The sequence below is a fragment of the Vibrio sp. D417a genome, assembly GCF_030248595.1.
Classification (GTDB): Bacteria; Pseudomonadota; Gammaproteobacteria; order Enterobacterales; family Vibrionaceae; genus Vibrio; species Vibrio alginolyticus.
Map to the genome: position 1 here is coordinate 1 of NZ_JAHGAM010000022.1, position 15,812 is coordinate 15,812.

Annotated in this window: 20 protein-coding genes and 1 pseudogene; 2 read left to right on the top strand and 19 right to left on the bottom strand. The window is 40.5% G+C overall.

Going from position 1 to position 15,812, the window contains the following annotated elements; translation table 11 throughout:
* Window positions 1-681: 681 nt before the first annotated feature.
* From KI742_RS19280 to KI742_RS19300, 3 genes are all read right to left on the bottom strand, one after another.
* Complete coding sequence (locus tag KI742_RS19280; protein WP_025768998.1) at window positions 682-1,176, bottom strand: GNAT family N-acetyltransferase; 495 nt, start codon at window positions 1,174-1,176, stop codon at window positions 682-684.
* A 154-nt stretch (window positions 1,177-1,330) separates the two neighbouring features.
* Window positions 1,331-1,801: a GNAT family N-acetyltransferase gene (locus KI742_RS19290; protein WP_104973959.1), complete on the bottom strand. Its 471-nt coding sequence runs from the start codon at window positions 1,799-1,801 to the stop codon at window positions 1,331-1,333.
* Window positions 1,802-1,957: 156 nt separating this feature from the next.
* The gene (locus tag KI742_RS19300) at window positions 1,958-2,305 is read right to left on the bottom strand and encodes a hypothetical protein (RefSeq protein WP_151514922.1); all 348 of its coding nucleotides are present in this window, start codon (window positions 2,303-2,305) and stop codon (window positions 1,958-1,960) included.
* Between the two features lie 275 nt (window positions 2,306-2,580).
* Here KI742_RS19300 and KI742_RS19305 point away from each other — a divergent pair, with 275 nt between their 5' ends.
* Window positions 2,581-3,657 carry a DUF4062 domain-containing protein gene (locus KI742_RS19305; RefSeq protein WP_285386312.1) on the top strand — a complete coding sequence of 359 codons (1,077 nt, stop codon included), beginning with the start codon at window positions 2,581-2,583 and terminating at the stop codon, window positions 3,655-3,657.
* 169 nt (window positions 3,658-3,826) lie between these two features.
* Here KI742_RS19305 and KI742_RS19315 read toward each other — a convergent pair whose 3' ends face one another.
* The 16 genes from KI742_RS19315 to KI742_RS19445 all read right to left on the bottom strand — a co-directional run bounded on the left by KI742_RS19315 (window position 3,827) and on the right by KI742_RS19445 (window position 15,055).
* Window positions 3,827-4,204: a hypothetical protein gene (locus tag KI742_RS19315; RefSeq protein ID WP_025769001.1), complete on the bottom strand. Its 378-nt coding sequence runs from the start codon at window positions 4,202-4,204 to the stop codon at window positions 3,827-3,829.
* Window positions 4,205-4,884: 680 nt separating this feature from the next.
* Window positions 4,885-5,235 (bottom strand): nucleotide pyrophosphohydrolase, encoded by a 351-nt coding sequence (locus tag KI742_RS19330; protein WP_186584884.1) that lies wholly within the window; start codon window positions 5,233-5,235, stop codon window positions 4,885-4,887.
* Between the two features lie 156 nt (window positions 5,236-5,391).
* Entirely contained in the window at window positions 5,392-5,823 is a 432-nt protein-coding gene (locus tag KI742_RS19340; RefSeq protein WP_042524345.1) for a T6SS immunity protein Tdi1 domain-containing protein, read from the bottom strand.
* Window positions 5,824-6,543: 720 nt separating this feature from the next.
* Window positions 6,544-6,990, bottom strand: coding sequence for a GRAM domain-containing protein (locus KI742_RS19350; RefSeq protein ID WP_057619437.1), 447 nt, complete (start codon window positions 6,988-6,990; stop codon window positions 6,544-6,546).
* A 153-nt stretch (window positions 6,991-7,143) separates the two neighbouring features.
* Entirely contained in the window at window positions 7,144-7,689 is a 546-nt protein-coding gene (locus KI742_RS19360; protein ID WP_054579716.1) for a GNAT family N-acetyltransferase, read from the bottom strand.
* A 117-nt stretch (window positions 7,690-7,806) separates the two neighbouring features.
* Window positions 7,807-8,436, bottom strand: a complete 630-nt coding sequence (locus KI742_RS19365; RefSeq protein WP_285386307.1) for a hypothetical protein — start codon at window positions 8,434-8,436, stop codon at window positions 7,807-7,809.
* Window positions 8,437-8,584: 148 nt separating this feature from the next.
* Window positions 8,585-9,043 carry a hypothetical protein gene (locus KI742_RS19375; protein WP_285386306.1) on the bottom strand — a complete coding sequence of 153 codons (459 nt, stop codon included), beginning with the start codon at window positions 9,041-9,043 and terminating at the stop codon, window positions 8,585-8,587.
* 194 nt (window positions 9,044-9,237) lie between these two features.
* A complete protein-coding gene (locus KI742_RS19385) occupies window positions 9,238-9,603 on the bottom strand; it encodes a zinc ribbon domain-containing protein (protein ID WP_306416703.1) in 366 nt (121 codons plus the stop codon).
* A 121-nt stretch (window positions 9,604-9,724) separates the two neighbouring features.
* The gene (locus KI742_RS19395) at window positions 9,725-10,300 is read right to left on the bottom strand and encodes a hypothetical protein (protein ID WP_285386305.1); all 576 of its coding nucleotides are present in this window, start codon (window positions 10,298-10,300) and stop codon (window positions 9,725-9,727) included.
* Between the two features lie 141 nt (window positions 10,301-10,441).
* Window positions 10,442-10,930, bottom strand: a complete 489-nt coding sequence (locus KI742_RS19405) for a DUF523 domain-containing protein (protein ID WP_029559908.1) — start codon at window positions 10,928-10,930, stop codon at window positions 10,442-10,444.
* A 146-nt stretch (window positions 10,931-11,076) separates the two neighbouring features.
* Window positions 11,077-11,484: an OsmC family protein gene (locus KI742_RS19410; RefSeq protein ID WP_025527517.1), complete on the bottom strand. Its 408-nt coding sequence runs from the start codon at window positions 11,482-11,484 to the stop codon at window positions 11,077-11,079.
* A 181-nt stretch (window positions 11,485-11,665) separates the two neighbouring features.
* A complete protein-coding gene (locus KI742_RS19420; protein WP_025769008.1) occupies window positions 11,666-12,334 on the bottom strand; it encodes a hypothetical protein in 669 nt (222 codons plus the stop codon).
* Between the two features lie 158 nt (window positions 12,335-12,492).
* Window positions 12,493-12,936 (bottom strand): hypothetical protein, encoded by a 444-nt coding sequence (locus KI742_RS19430; protein ID WP_285386315.1) that lies wholly within the window; start codon window positions 12,934-12,936, stop codon window positions 12,493-12,495.
* A gap of 138 nt (window positions 12,937-13,074) precedes the next feature.
* The gene (locus KI742_RS19435; RefSeq protein WP_285386317.1) at window positions 13,075-13,548 is read right to left on the bottom strand and encodes an HAD family hydrolase; all 474 of its coding nucleotides are present in this window, start codon (window positions 13,546-13,548) and stop codon (window positions 13,075-13,077) included.
* A 237-nt stretch (window positions 13,549-13,785) separates the two neighbouring features.
* The gene (locus KI742_RS19440) at window positions 13,786-14,001 is read right to left on the bottom strand and encodes a hypothetical protein (RefSeq protein ID WP_265992223.1); all 216 of its coding nucleotides are present in this window, start codon (window positions 13,999-14,001) and stop codon (window positions 13,786-13,788) included.
* A gap of 262 nt (window positions 14,002-14,263) precedes the next feature.
* Entirely contained in the window at window positions 14,264-15,055 is a 792-nt protein-coding gene (locus KI742_RS19445) for a DUF3800 domain-containing protein (RefSeq protein WP_140167826.1), read from the bottom strand.
* A gap of 269 nt (window positions 15,056-15,324) precedes the next feature.
* Between KI742_RS19445 and KI742_RS23540 the strand changes: the two are divergent.
* A pseudogene (locus KI742_RS23540) lies at window positions 15,325-15,589 on the top strand (hypothetical protein).
* The last annotated feature ends 223 nt before the right edge of the window (window positions 15,590-15,812 follow it).

The window sequence follows — 15,812 nt, forward strand, 5'->3', positions numbered from 1 at the left end:
CCAAACCCGTACTAACGCCGCGTTAAGTGGTGAACAACGCAAACCACCAAACCTAAGCCATTGTACCTTAAACACTAAATTCAATTTAAACTAAGAACGCCAAGCGTTGTGAATCCGCCTTAAACGCCTTGTTAGGCGAAGTTTTCCTCCAGTGTTTAAGTTGTTTTGAAAGCAGATTACCCGAAACCCTATAACCAACCAAACACCCACTCACTTTTTGTGATTCAAGAACCATAAGAGCCACTATGTTTCAGCCAAGGTTTCAACAACCACGAAATGCGAATTTGCAGCGACTAAGTAGCTTTTGAACCTGAGAAACTAATAGCTACGAGCTAATAGCAAAAACGAAAGCTACGATTGACTTGCCTTTGCCGCACTTTAAGCCAGTGAAACTTGCCACCAACCGACACTAAAAACCAATGAGGCAGCCCACGAATTTTGGCATGTTTTACGGTTGGAGATATTCAAGAATTTGAGAAGACAATGCTAAGTTGCCGAAATAGAAAGGCGAACTGCTAAATGGAACTAAGAAGATGAGAACAAAGAACTTTTCTGCCCGTCGCCTAACGCCCAATTAAGGTGTGAAGCACGCGACCACGAAACTCAATTTAAACACCTTAATCACTAAACTTGACCCAAACCGAAAATGCCAAGCGTGCTGAATCACTCTTAAATTGTTTGTTATGTGCGTGCTAAACGATAGCGCCTTACTGTACCCTCATTATCGTCTGTATAGTTACCCAAATATACGCCACCGCAGTTTTCTATAACCTTTTGAGATGCTGGGTTATCAATTGAACAGGTAACAATAACCGAGTCAGTTACCACATGATCACGTACCCAAGCTAGAAGAAACGAAGCAATGCCTTTGCCACGAGCTGATGGTCTAGTCTCGTAACCAATGTGCCCTATTACATTCTCTACGTTCGCATTCGTCCCTGTACGGACTCGAATAGCACCTAAGATTTCAGAGTTCGAAATGCAGTAGTACGTTGTACTTGGTAAATATCCGTTTGGTAATTCGGAGGTTGCCTTAGAGCGCTCAACCAAACCCGACAAATAAGCTTCAGGGTTTAACTCAACATCTGAATACTTTGGGATACCCGAGTTGAAGCATTCTTTCGCATAACTAGCTAACATTGGAGCCAAGTCAGGGCTAGCTTCTACTACTTCCATGTCTATTTTCCTCTAAAGCACATAACGCCTTGTTAAGGTGTGAGGCACGCAATACCTAAGCTTCCGCATACCACCTTAACCACTAAAACTAACGCATAGTAAAAATGCCACGCGTGCCGAATCACTCTTGAACAATTTGTTATGTAGCCGACTTTCAGGTTAGTGCTTTCTGTCCAATTTGGATTTTGGGCGCAATACCAGCTTTGCGATACAAAGCTAGAGCAGATTCATTGAAAGAATATACCTCTAACCACAGCTCTTCTCCGCCGTTAGAAATAGCCCTTTCTTCAAATGCCTCTATTAGCGCCAGTCCAACACCCTGACTCCTAAAGCGTGAATCCACTACAATCTGTTCAACGCTTGCGATCTTTCGCTGTTTGAGTGTCCAAGACTTACGAACCCATAGCTCACCAAAAACAAAACCTACTAACTGCCCATTGCTTTCGGCTACCAGACAAATCGAGCTTTCACTTTCGATTATCTTGTGCAGGTCTATTTTTTGTTCAATTTCTTCCGGTGATAAAAAGTCATCAGGTAAATTTGCTTGATGATACTCATTAAGCTGAAACTGTAGTTTCTTGATAACACTGATATCTTCAATGCGAGCTTGGCGAATATTTAACATATATAAATCCTTTTAACTTACCGTCCTCTCGCGGCTACATAACGCCTTGTTAAGGTGTGAGGCACGCAATACCTAAGTCTCCGCATACCACATTAACCACTAAAACCAACGCATAGTAAAAATGCCACGCGTGCCGAATCACTCTTGAACAATTTGTTATGCGCGTTCTCCACGATTGAAAGCAACTACAGTAGCGCGTAATTTAGTCAGCTTAAACTCTGTAAGTAACACTGTAACAAAAGACAATATAGAAACGGAGATAAGTGCAATATTTATCAAAGCATTACCACTAAACTCATAAATACCTGACAGACCAATAAATAGCAAAAGACAGGCAATTATCGATAGAATCGAATCATGAGTTTTCACTTTATACTCATCATCAGGTATATCTTTTATTATCGAAACCGGATTTGAAAGCCCGTCAAGCCGAACTGCAATTTTTCCTTTTTTAATTTTGACTTTTAGGCCAGAACTTCTTAACGAATTAGCTAAATCTTCCATGATTGATTATCTCCATTTCTGCGAGCGCATAACGCCCAATTAAGGTGTGAAGCACGCTACCACGACACTACACTTGACCGCCGTAAACACTAAACTTAACCCAAAGCGAAAATGCCAATCGTGCTGAATCACTCTTAAATTGTTTGTTAGGCAGCAGATTACTACAAACTATTTTCACAATTAAACCGTATTTTAGCTTCTCGACTCAAGGATTGGCAGAGCAGAGCCGAAAGAGGTAATATTACGAACATAATGAAAGTTACCCCGAGAATCAGATGGCTACTCCTAAAATTTTTGTTAGTTCAACTTGTTATGACTTAGCAGAAGAAAGAGCTCAATTAGAACGCTTTATAGTTAACTATGGCTTCCAACCTATTCTAAGTGAGTATAGCGGCGTTTATTACGATATCGATGAGCATACTCACACTTCCTGTATAAATGAGGTTGCCCATGCTGACATGATGGTTTTAATTATCTCAGGGAGGTATGGAGGCAAGCTAAAAGGAGGAAACGGAGAGTCAATTACTCAAGCTGAATATAACAAAGCAAGGGAGTTAGGACTGCCTATTTTTACGTTTGTAAAGAACGATGTAAGCAATGCACAACACTATTACAAAGAGAACCTCCGTAATAAAGGAAAAGAGTTTGCTGAAGGGATGCACCACCCGGGTATAAACAAACAAGATGATGCAATTCCTATATTTAACTTCATCGAATCTGTGCACCGCTCATCTACAAACAATGGCATTGAGAATTATCAGTCTTTCACCGATATTGAGAACCACTTGAAAAAACAGTGGGCAGGTCTTTTTTATAGTTTTCTACAAAAACGTAAAGAACAAGACAAGGTTCAGGAGATGGCTACAATTCTCGATAAGCTAGCAGGTTCGTCATCGAAACTTGAAGCACTTGTAGCTAGTTTGCATGACAAAGAAGTAGGTATTGATGAGACCAAAGAAGTATTAAGGCAAGACTTTATAAAAACACAAACATATAACTTCTTTGCCTTAATTGAGGACGAACTTGTTGCTACTGTCGAATTCGAAAACGATGAAGGGCTTATGGAAGATCATGCTCTATCTCTTAACATGAGTGACTTGGTTCAGGCAGCGAATGTCGACCCTGAAAGTAAATCGCTTGAGGAATACCTCAAACAAATAAAAATGTTCGACCACCGAGGAGTTGATCATGACGGGGATCTGGTTCTTTGCTACTTTGGAGACCAAGGTGAGAACTATATTTCTCGAAGTTCAATTGGTAATTTAGAAACTATGTTTGAAGAGGGCGTTAAACATTCGATTCCCGAAATGCGCTTAACAGCTCTAGAAGATGTTTACTCACAATATATCTAGATAGCACAAAGCCCCATACTACTTGGGGCTTACACTTTGCTGCCTAACGCCCTGTTAAGGGGTGAGCAACGCAATACCAAAGTTGCCGCATACCACCTTAATCACTAAAACCAACGCATAGTGAAAATGCCACGCGTTGCGAATCCCTCTTGAACAGTTTGTTATGTGCTTACTCCAGCAACCCTAGAGACAACAACGACACAACAACATCCATTTGGCTATTATGCACTTTAGACTCGGAGCCACATGACTGAACCCAGAGTTTTTTGATGTTATTTTGCATGCTTGGATTTTCGTTTAGCAGCCTAACTGCCTCTAAAGCATATTGTTTATTTAAAACTGATTTTGTATAGCTTCCTTTGGGCACGCCAACGACAAAGCCACTTTCGGCTAAACCTAGAAAAGCGTTTTTTGGACACTCTTTTTTGATGGAAGTAGCATTGTCCTTGAACTCTTTTTCTGCAGCTGTATTCCAAGCTTCAACTGGACAGACTCCAGTTTGAGCGATGTGAGTAGCTGCTACAGCAACATCACCATATTTGTTCATTTGAACTCCTGCACATAACGCCTTGCTAAGGTGTGAGTAACGCAATACAAAAGCTACCGCACAGCGCCTTAATCACCATAAGCCACCGCAAAGTAAAAATGCCACGCGTTACGAATCACTCTTAAGCAATTTGTTAGTACATGCGCTACTTCTATTTATGCGCTCCAAGATATTGAAAATTGAGATGATATGAAAGGCTTTGAACACTGAAGTGAGACGGGCAGCTACAAAACTTTACCCCGAATGAAAGGCGAAAGTTGACTAGAAGAAAAACGCACTGAACTGCCCTACTTTCACTGGCTTAAAATTAGAAAAGGATTCTTTCCTCGCACTTCAATAGCCACACCAAAAGTAATCAAGGTTCTCTCAAAAGCCGCCACGAAAATGAAGAAGCGCCAAAGAAATAGGCTAAGAGTTAGAAGCCGTAAACGTTGAAGTCAAAGCGAATACTCCGCATATAGTGCCACCGGAAAGAACGTGAAAGGCACTAACTGAAAGGTGTAAATACGAGCGCCGAAACAGATAAACACCAAAACTTATGACCTTTGATGTCAAACCCGTACTAACGCCCTGTTAAGGGGTGAGCAACGCAATACCGAAGTCGCCGCATACCGCCTTAAACACTAAAACCAACGCATGATGAAAATGCCACGCGTTGCGAATCCCTCTTGAACAGTTTGTTAGTTTTTACTATTTCCACTGAGTTCAGCAATAACTTCACCTGGCGTGACAACACGTGTTAGCAAGTGAGTTATGTCTGGATCGTCAATTGGTTCAAGAGCATAAACTGGTTTGCCGAGACCTAAAGCATAACCAATATCCATTGCTACACTTTTTCCGACGTAACCACCAAAATTTAGAATATAGGTAATGTCGGCTTTTCTAATGCGCTGCAAGCAACCATCAATACCATTAGCTTGAAGAGGCTCAGAAATAGTAGTTTCAATACCTGCATTGACCAACGTTTCTCGTATAGCCTGCATCTTTTCTAGATTCTTGAAACTTCCAGCAACATAGACAGATTTACTCATACAACTTCCCTATTTTTGCGTAAATTTTGATGTAAACACTAACGCCCTGTTAAGGTGTGAGCAACGCAATACCGATGCTCCCGCATGCCACCTTAAACATTAGACGCAACGCATAGCAAAAATGCCACGCGTTGCGAATCACTCTTAAACAGTTTGTTATGTGTTTGCGTGCTGAAGTTGAAAATGCAACTGAGACATTAGTGATTGATATACTTTCATAGTAAATACTTGCAAATTTTCCATACAAAACTCACCACCAATAATTGGATGCAGATCCCAACCTAAGCATTCGTCTTGTTTTGGTTGTAGCCCGTGTTCGAGCGCCAAGTCATACCAACTAGTTAAAAAGACATTATCACACCAATCTTGTGATTTATTCATTTTATTGTACTCATGAAAGTCCGAAGCAATTGTTTCATAGGTACCATCTAAAACCGATAACAATGAAATTGAGCCATCCACTTCACCAAATAGCCAGTCACCCATGATGGTTAGATACAAAGGTTTCCCTGTAGGATTAAGCAACCATTTCCACTGAGGTAACAAGGTATCTATTTCTACGTCCGAGACTTCCCAAATAAACTGCATTTTTATCTTTCTCACTCTGTTTAGAAACCCATTGACACATAACGCCGCGTTAAGTGGTGAACAACGCAAACCACCAAACCTAAACCATTGTACCTTAAACACTTAACGTGACTGGAACTGAAATCGCCAAGCGTTGTGAATCCGCCTTAAACGCCTTGTTAGGCGAAGTATCCAACCAGTGTTTAAGTTATTTGGAAAGCAGATTACCCGAAACAAAATAAGCAACCAAACACCCACTGACTTTTTGTGATTCAAGAACCATAAAAGCCACTATATTACAGCCGAAATTTCGATAACCACGAAATACAGACTTTCAGCGAGAAAGTGGCTTTTGAACCTGAGAAACCAAAAACTGCGAAATGACAGCGAATACGAAAGCTTCTTTGAACTAGCCCTTTCCACACCTTAAGCCAGTGAAATTCACCACCGACCAACACTGAAAACCAATGAGGCAACCCACGAATTTTGACATGTTTTACGGTTGGAGAGGTTCAAGGACTTGAGCCGGCAATGCTGAATTGCCGACTTAGAAAAACGAACTGCCAGAGGGAACAAGAATATTAGAACTAAGAACTTTTTTGCCCTTTGCCTAACGCCCTGTTAAGGTGTGAGCAACGCAATACCGAAGCTACCGCATACCACCTTAAACTCTAAAACCAACGCATAGTAAAAATGCCACGCGTTGCGAATCACTCTTGAACAGTTTGTTATACATTTAATCTAAGATCGTGTATTTTTCTCAATCAAGTACAAGAATTGCTTGTATTTTTCAGTTGCAAAAGAGACGGATTCTTCGTCAGTATAAACACAAAATACTTGTCCAATTAACGAGATGGTGGCAGCCAGAGGATTACACTGTTCAACTTCAACGATATCATTCAAGAGAGTCGAATATATTGGTCTGTATTCATAAGAATCATTATCCCACTCTGCAAAAATCACTTGCTGGTCAGTTAAAATTAAAGCACCTGAATATGCATATAACCCTTCCGTGAACATAGACTCAGAATAAACCAAAATAGACTCATTGCTTGAAACTAAATCTCTTTCTAACAACTCTATGTATTTAGAGGTTTCTACAGGTCCAAAACCGGATTTCATTGGTCCTCGATTCGAACAACCAACCAAAGACAAAATACATATCAAAAACATCCATTTTTTAAACATCTCGAAGCTCCCTTTCTAATTTTTCGAGTTGATGTATAACGCCCTGTTAAGGTGTGAGCAACGCAATACCGAAGCTCCCGCATACCACCTTAAACACTAAACGCAACGCATAGTGAAAATGCCACGCGTTGCGAATCACTCTTGAACAGTTTGTTATGCGTAATTTTTGACGTACTTTGTCATTGCTGTTTCCGAGACTGACAAACCGTCGATTCTATATTGATCTTTGAACTCTCCAACAACATTGAACCCTGCCTTTAGGTAGAGGTTCTTTGCTGGGAAATTCTCTGATAATACACAAAGATCAAGCCAGTCAATTTCAGCTTTTTCTTGGCAGAAATTTATAACAGCATCAATGAGTCTTTGACCAAGACCTTGCTTCCGGCAAGAAACATCTACGCCCATACCTAATAGAACCCTGTGAGAACGGCTTCCATCACTGTGGTGGCGAAGATCAACATGACCTTTGATATTTCCAGAGGTGTCTTTTACAACCCAAAGTTTTCTCCAACCTAAGTCGCCAAACTGATGAGAAAAGCCTTGGATAAACTTATCTTTTGTTGTTTCAGGAATTTCACTTTGCTCTCTGGACATTGGCTGGAAAAGAGGAACTTCTCCATTGCCATTTTCAGACAGCTGATTTTCTAGATACACAAAGAATGAATCTAAATCCGATTTCTCCGCTTCTACTACTTCCATCTAATTCTCGGTACTCCATCAATTACGCATAACGCCGCATTAAGGTGTGAGCAGCGCTTGGCTATACTTGAGCGAAGCGAAACTGCCAAACGTTGCGAATCACTCTTAAATGCTTTGTTAGCTTAATTTTCCAACAATAGTACTAACCCACTCTTCACGTTGATATTCAAACCTAGGAAGTGGATGATAAAAGAGACCGTTTTCATGTCGGCTAGATATCAAGTTATATCCTTTCATCTTGTCTAACATCTGCTTCGTCAAGAACCTCAATTTATAGTCTACGCCTGATGCAATGACAACAGCACTGCCTGATAACTTACTAAGGTAGCTATTCAGTTCTTCTCCCCTCTCTGGAGAAAATACAGAATGAGATGTCCCAACATTAGAATATTCAAGTTCATTAACATTTTTACAGAATGTGTTTGACTCCGTTTCACAAATATCAGATATATTTAAAATAAGTGCATTATGTAGCTTAACTTTCCTCATAACTTTCATTATTTGATATTGAGTCGCGTCGGGTACAGCTTCCGTTAACTTTGACAGATCAGCAATCGAATGTTCAAACCAACGCTTAGAACACTTGGGTTTAGACTTCCCAGGGTTCATCATCACTACAAGTAAATCGAAGGTATTTTGAGTAGAATACTCAACATTTACATCGGTAATAGTCAGAACGCTTCTTGAAGGTAAGATTTGAGATGACTGCATATTGTAGTAAAAATGACCTTTAACGATATAGTCCATTATTTCCTCGATTAAGCTAACGCCCTGTTAAGGTGTGAGCAACGCAATACCGATGCTTCCGCATACCACCTTAAACACTAAACGCAACGCATATTAAAAATGCCACGCGTTGCGAATCACTCTTAAACAGTTTGTTATGTACGTTTTACTAAAAATTTGCTCGGAGATAGTCCGTAAGAGCCTCTTCTACACTACTTGTGATAGTCGTTACAAAAAACTGTGAAGAGTCAGGACCTTTTCCACCAATAAGCATCGAACCGTAATTTGGATTTTCATACAGGACGAAATCACCTGTAGGTGCTTGTGTGCCAAACCTAATTTCATAGGAAACCGCTGTACCTGTATTGTCTCCACCCTTATTATTAATACTCATACATAGGGTATTAACTGTTAGGTTAAATGAAAGATCGTTATTCGCCTTTATACGCGCCCTAAGAAATTCCCCCTCAATGCGCTTTACTAGTGTCTCGTTAGTAAAAGGACAGTCACCATAGATTGAAGAAAACAAACCTAAATTGTTTGGTTCAGATCGCTTCATCCACTGCGGTACATCTGCATACGCACCACCAGTAATTAACATGAATATAAGTGGAGTTAAATATTTCATAAATCAATAACTTAAAATAAGATTCTTAAGGTTAGAATTATAAGGCAGATTAACCGTATAAGTACATAACGCCCTGTTAAGGGGTGAGCAACGCAATACCAAAGCCGCCGCAAACCACCTTAATCACTTAAACCAACGCATAGTAAAAATGCCACGCGTTGCGAATCCCTCTTGAACAGTTTGTTATGCCTATGCTAACCACCTAGAAAATCTAGTATTTTTTGTCCAGTACCTAGACCTCGTTTGTAAAACTCAGTGTGACCGCAACTACTGCATGATAAGAAATAAAAACGGTGTTTGTTGTAATTGAAAAATGTACTCCAAAATCCACCACTGGCTCTTAGCTCACCAACCTCATATGATTCTGAACCACATTTATCACAGCTGTATTCAAACTTCGATTTCACTTTGTCATTCCCTAACAGGTGGTTTGCCATCTGCTTGTTTGCAAGCTCTTTGCCTAAAGACCCGCACTTTTCGCACTTCAATGATGAGTGTTCATTGCTATGCCCACACCCAAAACACTCCCATTTACTATCCATATTTCCTCTTATAGGCATAACGCCCTGTTAAGGTGTGAGCAACGCAATACCAATGCTTCCGCAAATCACCTTAAACACTAAAACCAACGCATAGTAAAAATGCCACGCGTTGCGAATCACTCTTGAACAGTTTGTTAAATTACATTTTGACACATGAGCCAAATGCTTTCTCAAATGAAGAGTTTTTAAAATTTGTAAGCATATGAACTGTTTTTATCGCAATTGTATTTGCCTGATCTAAAGAGAGAGTATTGCCAATGTCTAGATGCTTAAGCAGCTCGTCAGTGTTTAATTGTTCACAATCTCTCGTAGCCCCCTCATTTTCAGTTAGTCCCGTCGCATAACAGAAATTAACTAAACCAGCGCGATTCAGTGCAATATATCTAGCACTAACCTCTAAAGCTACCCAACCATATTCCAGAAGTAATTCAGACTGATTGAAAACAACACCTGTTTTTTTCTTTTCTACCAAATCAAAAAAATTCACTGAAGTTTCCAACAGACATTTGTCTTGCGCTGTTAAGGCAGTAGGGACCAGTTCCTTTAATCCGCTAGTCTCATCTACGATTATCGCACCAGACTCAGCTAATGTTTCCAACACACTATCAACTGAAATATCGTCGTTAGAATCTAGGTTTAAAACAATACTTAACGACACAGGTAGTAACACGAATATGAATATGAATATGAATATGAATATAATTTTATTAAACACTGGATATTCCTTAGGTGAGTAATTTAACGCCCTGTTAAGGGGTGAGCAACGCAATACCGAAGCCTCCGCAGACCACCTTACACACTAAAATCAACGCATAGTGAAAATGCCACGCGTTGCGAATCCCTCTTGAACAGTTTGTTAGCTATTTTTTTCCAACGCCTCTCGGAGCTTAGCTATCGTATGTTGACTGTAGACTTTAATTCCATTGCGCTCTAACAATGCAGTAGCTACCCCTGAGCCATCGATTTTGATCCCGTTGAATGTACCGTCATAAATTTTTGAACTACCACAGGAAGGGCTGCCTTCAGCGAGTATCGCGTACTTTATTTTCTGTTTTTTGCAAAGCTCCAAAGCGTTCTCTGCCCCACTTACAAATTGTTCAGTAACATCAATACCATCATTTCCAACAACGTTTGCCAAACCATCAAGCACATCAACACCTTTACCAGTAATGATTTCGGCAGGTGCTCTAGGAATAGGTAAACCTGCTGAGACTTCGGGGCAAAAGATCACTAGTTCTGCGTTTGACTTGAGCCATAGCAGCTCAGGCTCTTTGACTGATAAACAGCTCGCATTGTATCTAACGTTGTTTCCGACCAGACATGAACTAACGAGAACTTTTACCACTGGAACTCCTTTATATACGAGAAATAGCTAACGCCGCGTTAAGGGGTGCCGGCACGCAATACAAAAGCTTCTGCAAAGCACCTTAAACACTAAACTCAACGCATGTTAAAAATGCCACGCGTGCCAAATCCCTCTTAAACGCTTTGTTAAGTGCAATTTTTACCCACTTCGGCTGAACAAGTGATATCGATCGTAGGGCTCAACATAAGACAAACATGACAATGCTTTTCCACCGCTTCTTGAGCTGCTCGCAAAATGTCAGATTCCTTAAAACCACTGCCATTTACTGTAAAGTGTAAGTTTGCCGATTTATATAAACGAGGTTCTGATTCCGTTAGGGCAAAAGTAACCGTATTTTCTAGACCTTGAACTTCAAAACCTTGATCTTGTAGTAACAAGACGACATCCGTAGCACTACATGAACCTAAAGCCGACAATAGAACTTCCGTTGGACAAGGGGCTTTCTCACTTGTAGCGTCAACATTAAACGTAAAACCGCCTTCAGTTGACACTTTAAAGCGACAATCACCATCCCATTTTATATTAATGCTCATACTTCCCTACTTTTTTGATGTGACTCTCGCTGATTGCACTTAACGCCCTGTTAAGGTGTGAGCAACGCAATACAAAAGCTGCCGCAAACCACCTTAAACACTAAAATCAACGCATAGTAAAAATGCCACGCGTTGTGAATCACTCTTAAACAGTTTGTTAGAATTACGTCTCACTGCGGATCTATCTATTTCGTACACCATCACCAAATTCAGTAAAGTCGCTGATTTGGCTTAACTTAAATCTGTGTTCAAGAACAAAGGTTGACCACTTCTCTTTAAATATTGGGACATCATCATCAAGCTCACTAACATTTTCTGTAGTGAGCATCTTTTTTGTCAGGTAATTAATACTAGTAACTACCTCCACTCTAGGACCTCGATTAGCCATTGCGTCATAACCGATTAACTCAAGATCTGAATCTTGGTAACGGAAGTTGTAACTCCACTGGTTCTCAAATCGACCATCTAAAAAATCAATATGTAAGTTTCCTTTTGTAATACTCATTAAGATTTCTTCAGCCCTTCCTTCTTCATCAACAGAAAAGAAGCAATTGTCATTTTCAACAACGACGTCGTACTCGTCGTTATTTCTTAAAGCAACAATAATTCCTCTTCGGTTGAGATCTAACTGACCACGGTACTCATCAGTGACCATTTTGTTTTGGTCTGTACCTTGTATCATCAAAACAATATCGTCTCTACCATCTCCATTTAGGTCACCATGAATAGCCTCAATTATAGTATGACCATTAGGAACGATTTCCCAATAGGAGCTATCAAGGTCGATTTTTTCTTGTGCTAAAACGTTTGCTCCAAATAGCAAAGCTGATAATAAAAGTAACTCTTTCATTTCTCGCTCTATGATTTTTCAGTAGTAAGTTCTAACGCCCTGTTAAGGGGTGAGCAACGCAATACCGAAGGCGCCGCATACCACCTTAAACACTAGAACCAACGCATAGTGAAAATGCCACGCGTTGCGAATCCCTCTTGAACAGTTTGTTAGGCTTATTATTCGCCGTTTATCTGCTTCGCAAAATTAGCGTGGAACCTGATTAGCTCGACACCATCTATTGCTTTTATAGATGCATTATTTCCCTCTGCAGTGCAGAAAGGTGGATACGCGAATAATAGCTGACCAGCCTTTAAATCCAAATCGTTTGGAATGCTCAACCTTTCAATTGGATCCTCGTCAACCCAAGCCAAAAACTGTTCCCAAGTACAACCAAATTCATCAATATCACCAGTTTCGGCATTCAATTTAACTACCAAATTATCTCGAATAAAAAACTGGTCACCAAAGCAATCCTGAGCAATAGGAAAATCACTTGCTTTAACTTCTCGATATAAGTTGTGGAAAGCCAACTCACCATCTAAGAAAGTATTAACATTTAACAATCGCTCTTGTGCATCATTAGAGCGGATTTGTAGACCGCCTGAATATAATATTTTCATAGTTTCTCGTTCTATAAGCCTAACGCCGCGTTAAGTAGTGAGCAACGCTACCACCTAACCTAAACTATTGTGCCATAAACACTAAAACTGATTAAAACCCAAAATGCCACGCGTTGCGAATCTGCCTTAAACGCTTTGTTATGTGCAAAGTTCCGACAAATGCCTAATTTCTTTTACTTCATGACTTCCCTGAGCAACTTTACCTATAGGATTAAACCAAATAGCTTGAATGCCGACTGTTACAGCTGGCTCAATATCTTTGTCGTATGAGTCACCGACCATAACCACCGATTTAGGCTCTACGTTTAAAGTGTCGATAATTCGATTGAAGAATTCCGGAGCACCTTTACCAATACCAAGGTTAGCTTTGCAAAAGTAGCCTGAGATAAAAGGCGATAAACCTACTCGGTCGAAAGCCAATTTCATATCACTTTCTGTTGAGTCAGCAGCATTAGTAGCGACATAGATTTGATGTTGTTTCGACAGTGCTTCTAGGGTTTGCAGCGCACCGTTTACAGCTTGGATATTTTCCCAGTCACACATTTTCCCTATTTGATCTGGGAAATCGATCATTAGTGTATCGCCCCAATCGAATAAGTACACTTTGGTCATCTTGCCTCCTTGCACATAACGCCCTGCTAAGGGGTGAGCAACGCAATACAAAAGCCGCCGCATACCACCTTAATCACTTAAACCAACGCATAGTAAAAATGCCACGCGTTGCGAATCCCTCTTGAGCAGTTTGTTAGTTTGCAAACCCAAAGCGTTGATTTTACGTTATTTTAAACTTTGCAAACAATAAACTTTATGTGTTTTGATGCACCTAGGTCAGGCGTAGCCTAAAAGCGGCTACTCAATGAAACCACTTGGAACAAACAACGCCGCAGAAAACGAACTCACAACACCAAAAAGCGCTTTTGGAAAACCAATCCCACAATGCGGACTTTCAACAAAGTCACTGAAACCACGTGGAACTTGCCACACCAAAGAAAGCGTCATTTCAGCGAGTAGATCGGCTTTTATACCAACAAACTCAACGAGCAGAGTTGCAGCAAAAAAATTCAACTCCTTTACCCCAAAAGTCGCCGCATAAAAGAACAAATCAAACGTTGAAACGATACCAATTTTGAGTTTACACCACGCAAGTTAACACTGAAATTGAGTGCCAATACGACAATTTCGACTTTAAGTTTTTACCACTAGATCTTGCGATATAGGCGCGTTTTTCCTCTTGCAAACTAACGCCGCATTAAGGTGTGAGCGGCGCTTGGCTATACTTGAGCGAAGCGAAACTGCCAAGCGTTGCGAATCACTCTTAAATGCTTTGTTAGGTACGTTTAGGAAGCGCATACTTTAGCTCAACAGGCTTAGTTTCAACCTCTCTTACCCCTTGAGTACGGTCATGAAAATACCAAATATTGAACTTCCTTTCATGCGGTTTGGTATCGTACCCCAAAGAATCCCACCCTAAATATTGTGCGACTTTTTCAGCGACTTTTAGCTTAGCGGGTGATGTTGCAGCACCTTGAAAAGCACTCATAACGGCACCTAACAGAAAGTCGGAAATTTGAATATTTTCTGATTTCTTTGAGTCTTTTTCGACAACGGACTTAATAGGGTTTTCTCCATTAAAGCTACGGCGAAGAGTTCGGTTAGCTATAATATGAAAAGCTTCATCTGCTTTATCATATCGAGAAGCTATTGGGTCAACTTCAATTCTAAATTCACACTGTCGATTCGGATGAGCTTTTTTAACGGCTGAAATTTTCGTCGTGATTAACTTAGTAAAGTGCTTTCGCATAGCAAGGTCATAATCACCACCATGATATTGCTTGTTCACCATACCCTTTCTGATAACAATACAGTGAAACGCTAACCATTGATGTTTAAAAAACATATCTATCAAATCTGAATAAAATTCAGCATAGTGTTTTTTATGGGCTTTTTGCCACTTAATTTCATCGTGGTATCTATGCTTGTCACGAAGCTCTCTAACCTTTTGAGCAAAATCACCACGTCTTTGATACTTCATCCACAAAGAACCAAATCCGTAATATTTTTGCCCCCCGACACCAGATTCGTCACATGCTACATGCCAGATGAGTTTCCCTTGTTGCACCCCGCACCTCCACAATATTCATTTGTAAACGATAAAGTACCTAACGCCCTGCTAAGGGGTGAGCAACGCAATACCGAAGCCGCCGCAAACCACCTTAATCACTAAAATCAACGCATAGTAAAAATGCCACGCGTTGTGAATCCCTCTTGAGCAGTTTGTTAGTCGCGAGGCACCGAGCGACAATTTTAAGCCAAACTAAACTTTGCGAACAACAAACTTTATGTGCTTTGATGCATTTAAGTCAGGCGTAGTCTCAAAGCGGCTATTCAATGAAACCACTTGGAACAAACAACGCCGCAGAAAACGGACTGACAACACCAAAAAGCGCTTTTGGAAAGCAAATCTCCCAGTGCGGACTTTCAACAAAGTCACTGAAACCACGTGGAACTTACAAAACCAGAGAAAAAGTCATTTCAGCGAGCAAATCTGCTTTTGTACCCAACAAACTCACCGAGCGGAGCTGCAAACGAGAACAGACTCTCGATTGCCCTGCTCTGTCAGCATCAGAGAACGAAACAACCGCTTGGGAAATAACAACACATTGATTTAGGACCGATGAAACTGAGCTTTGACCGTCGAAGATCGAACAATGGACCAAGCAATCAGTAGCCAAGTTTTGAGCTTAGAAACATGATTTTGACTATAAGCTTTTTCTGGCGACTAACGCCCTGTTAAGGTGTGAGCAACGCAATACCGAAGCTTCCGCATACCACCGTAAACACAAAACGCAACGCATTGCAAAAATGCCAAGCGTTGC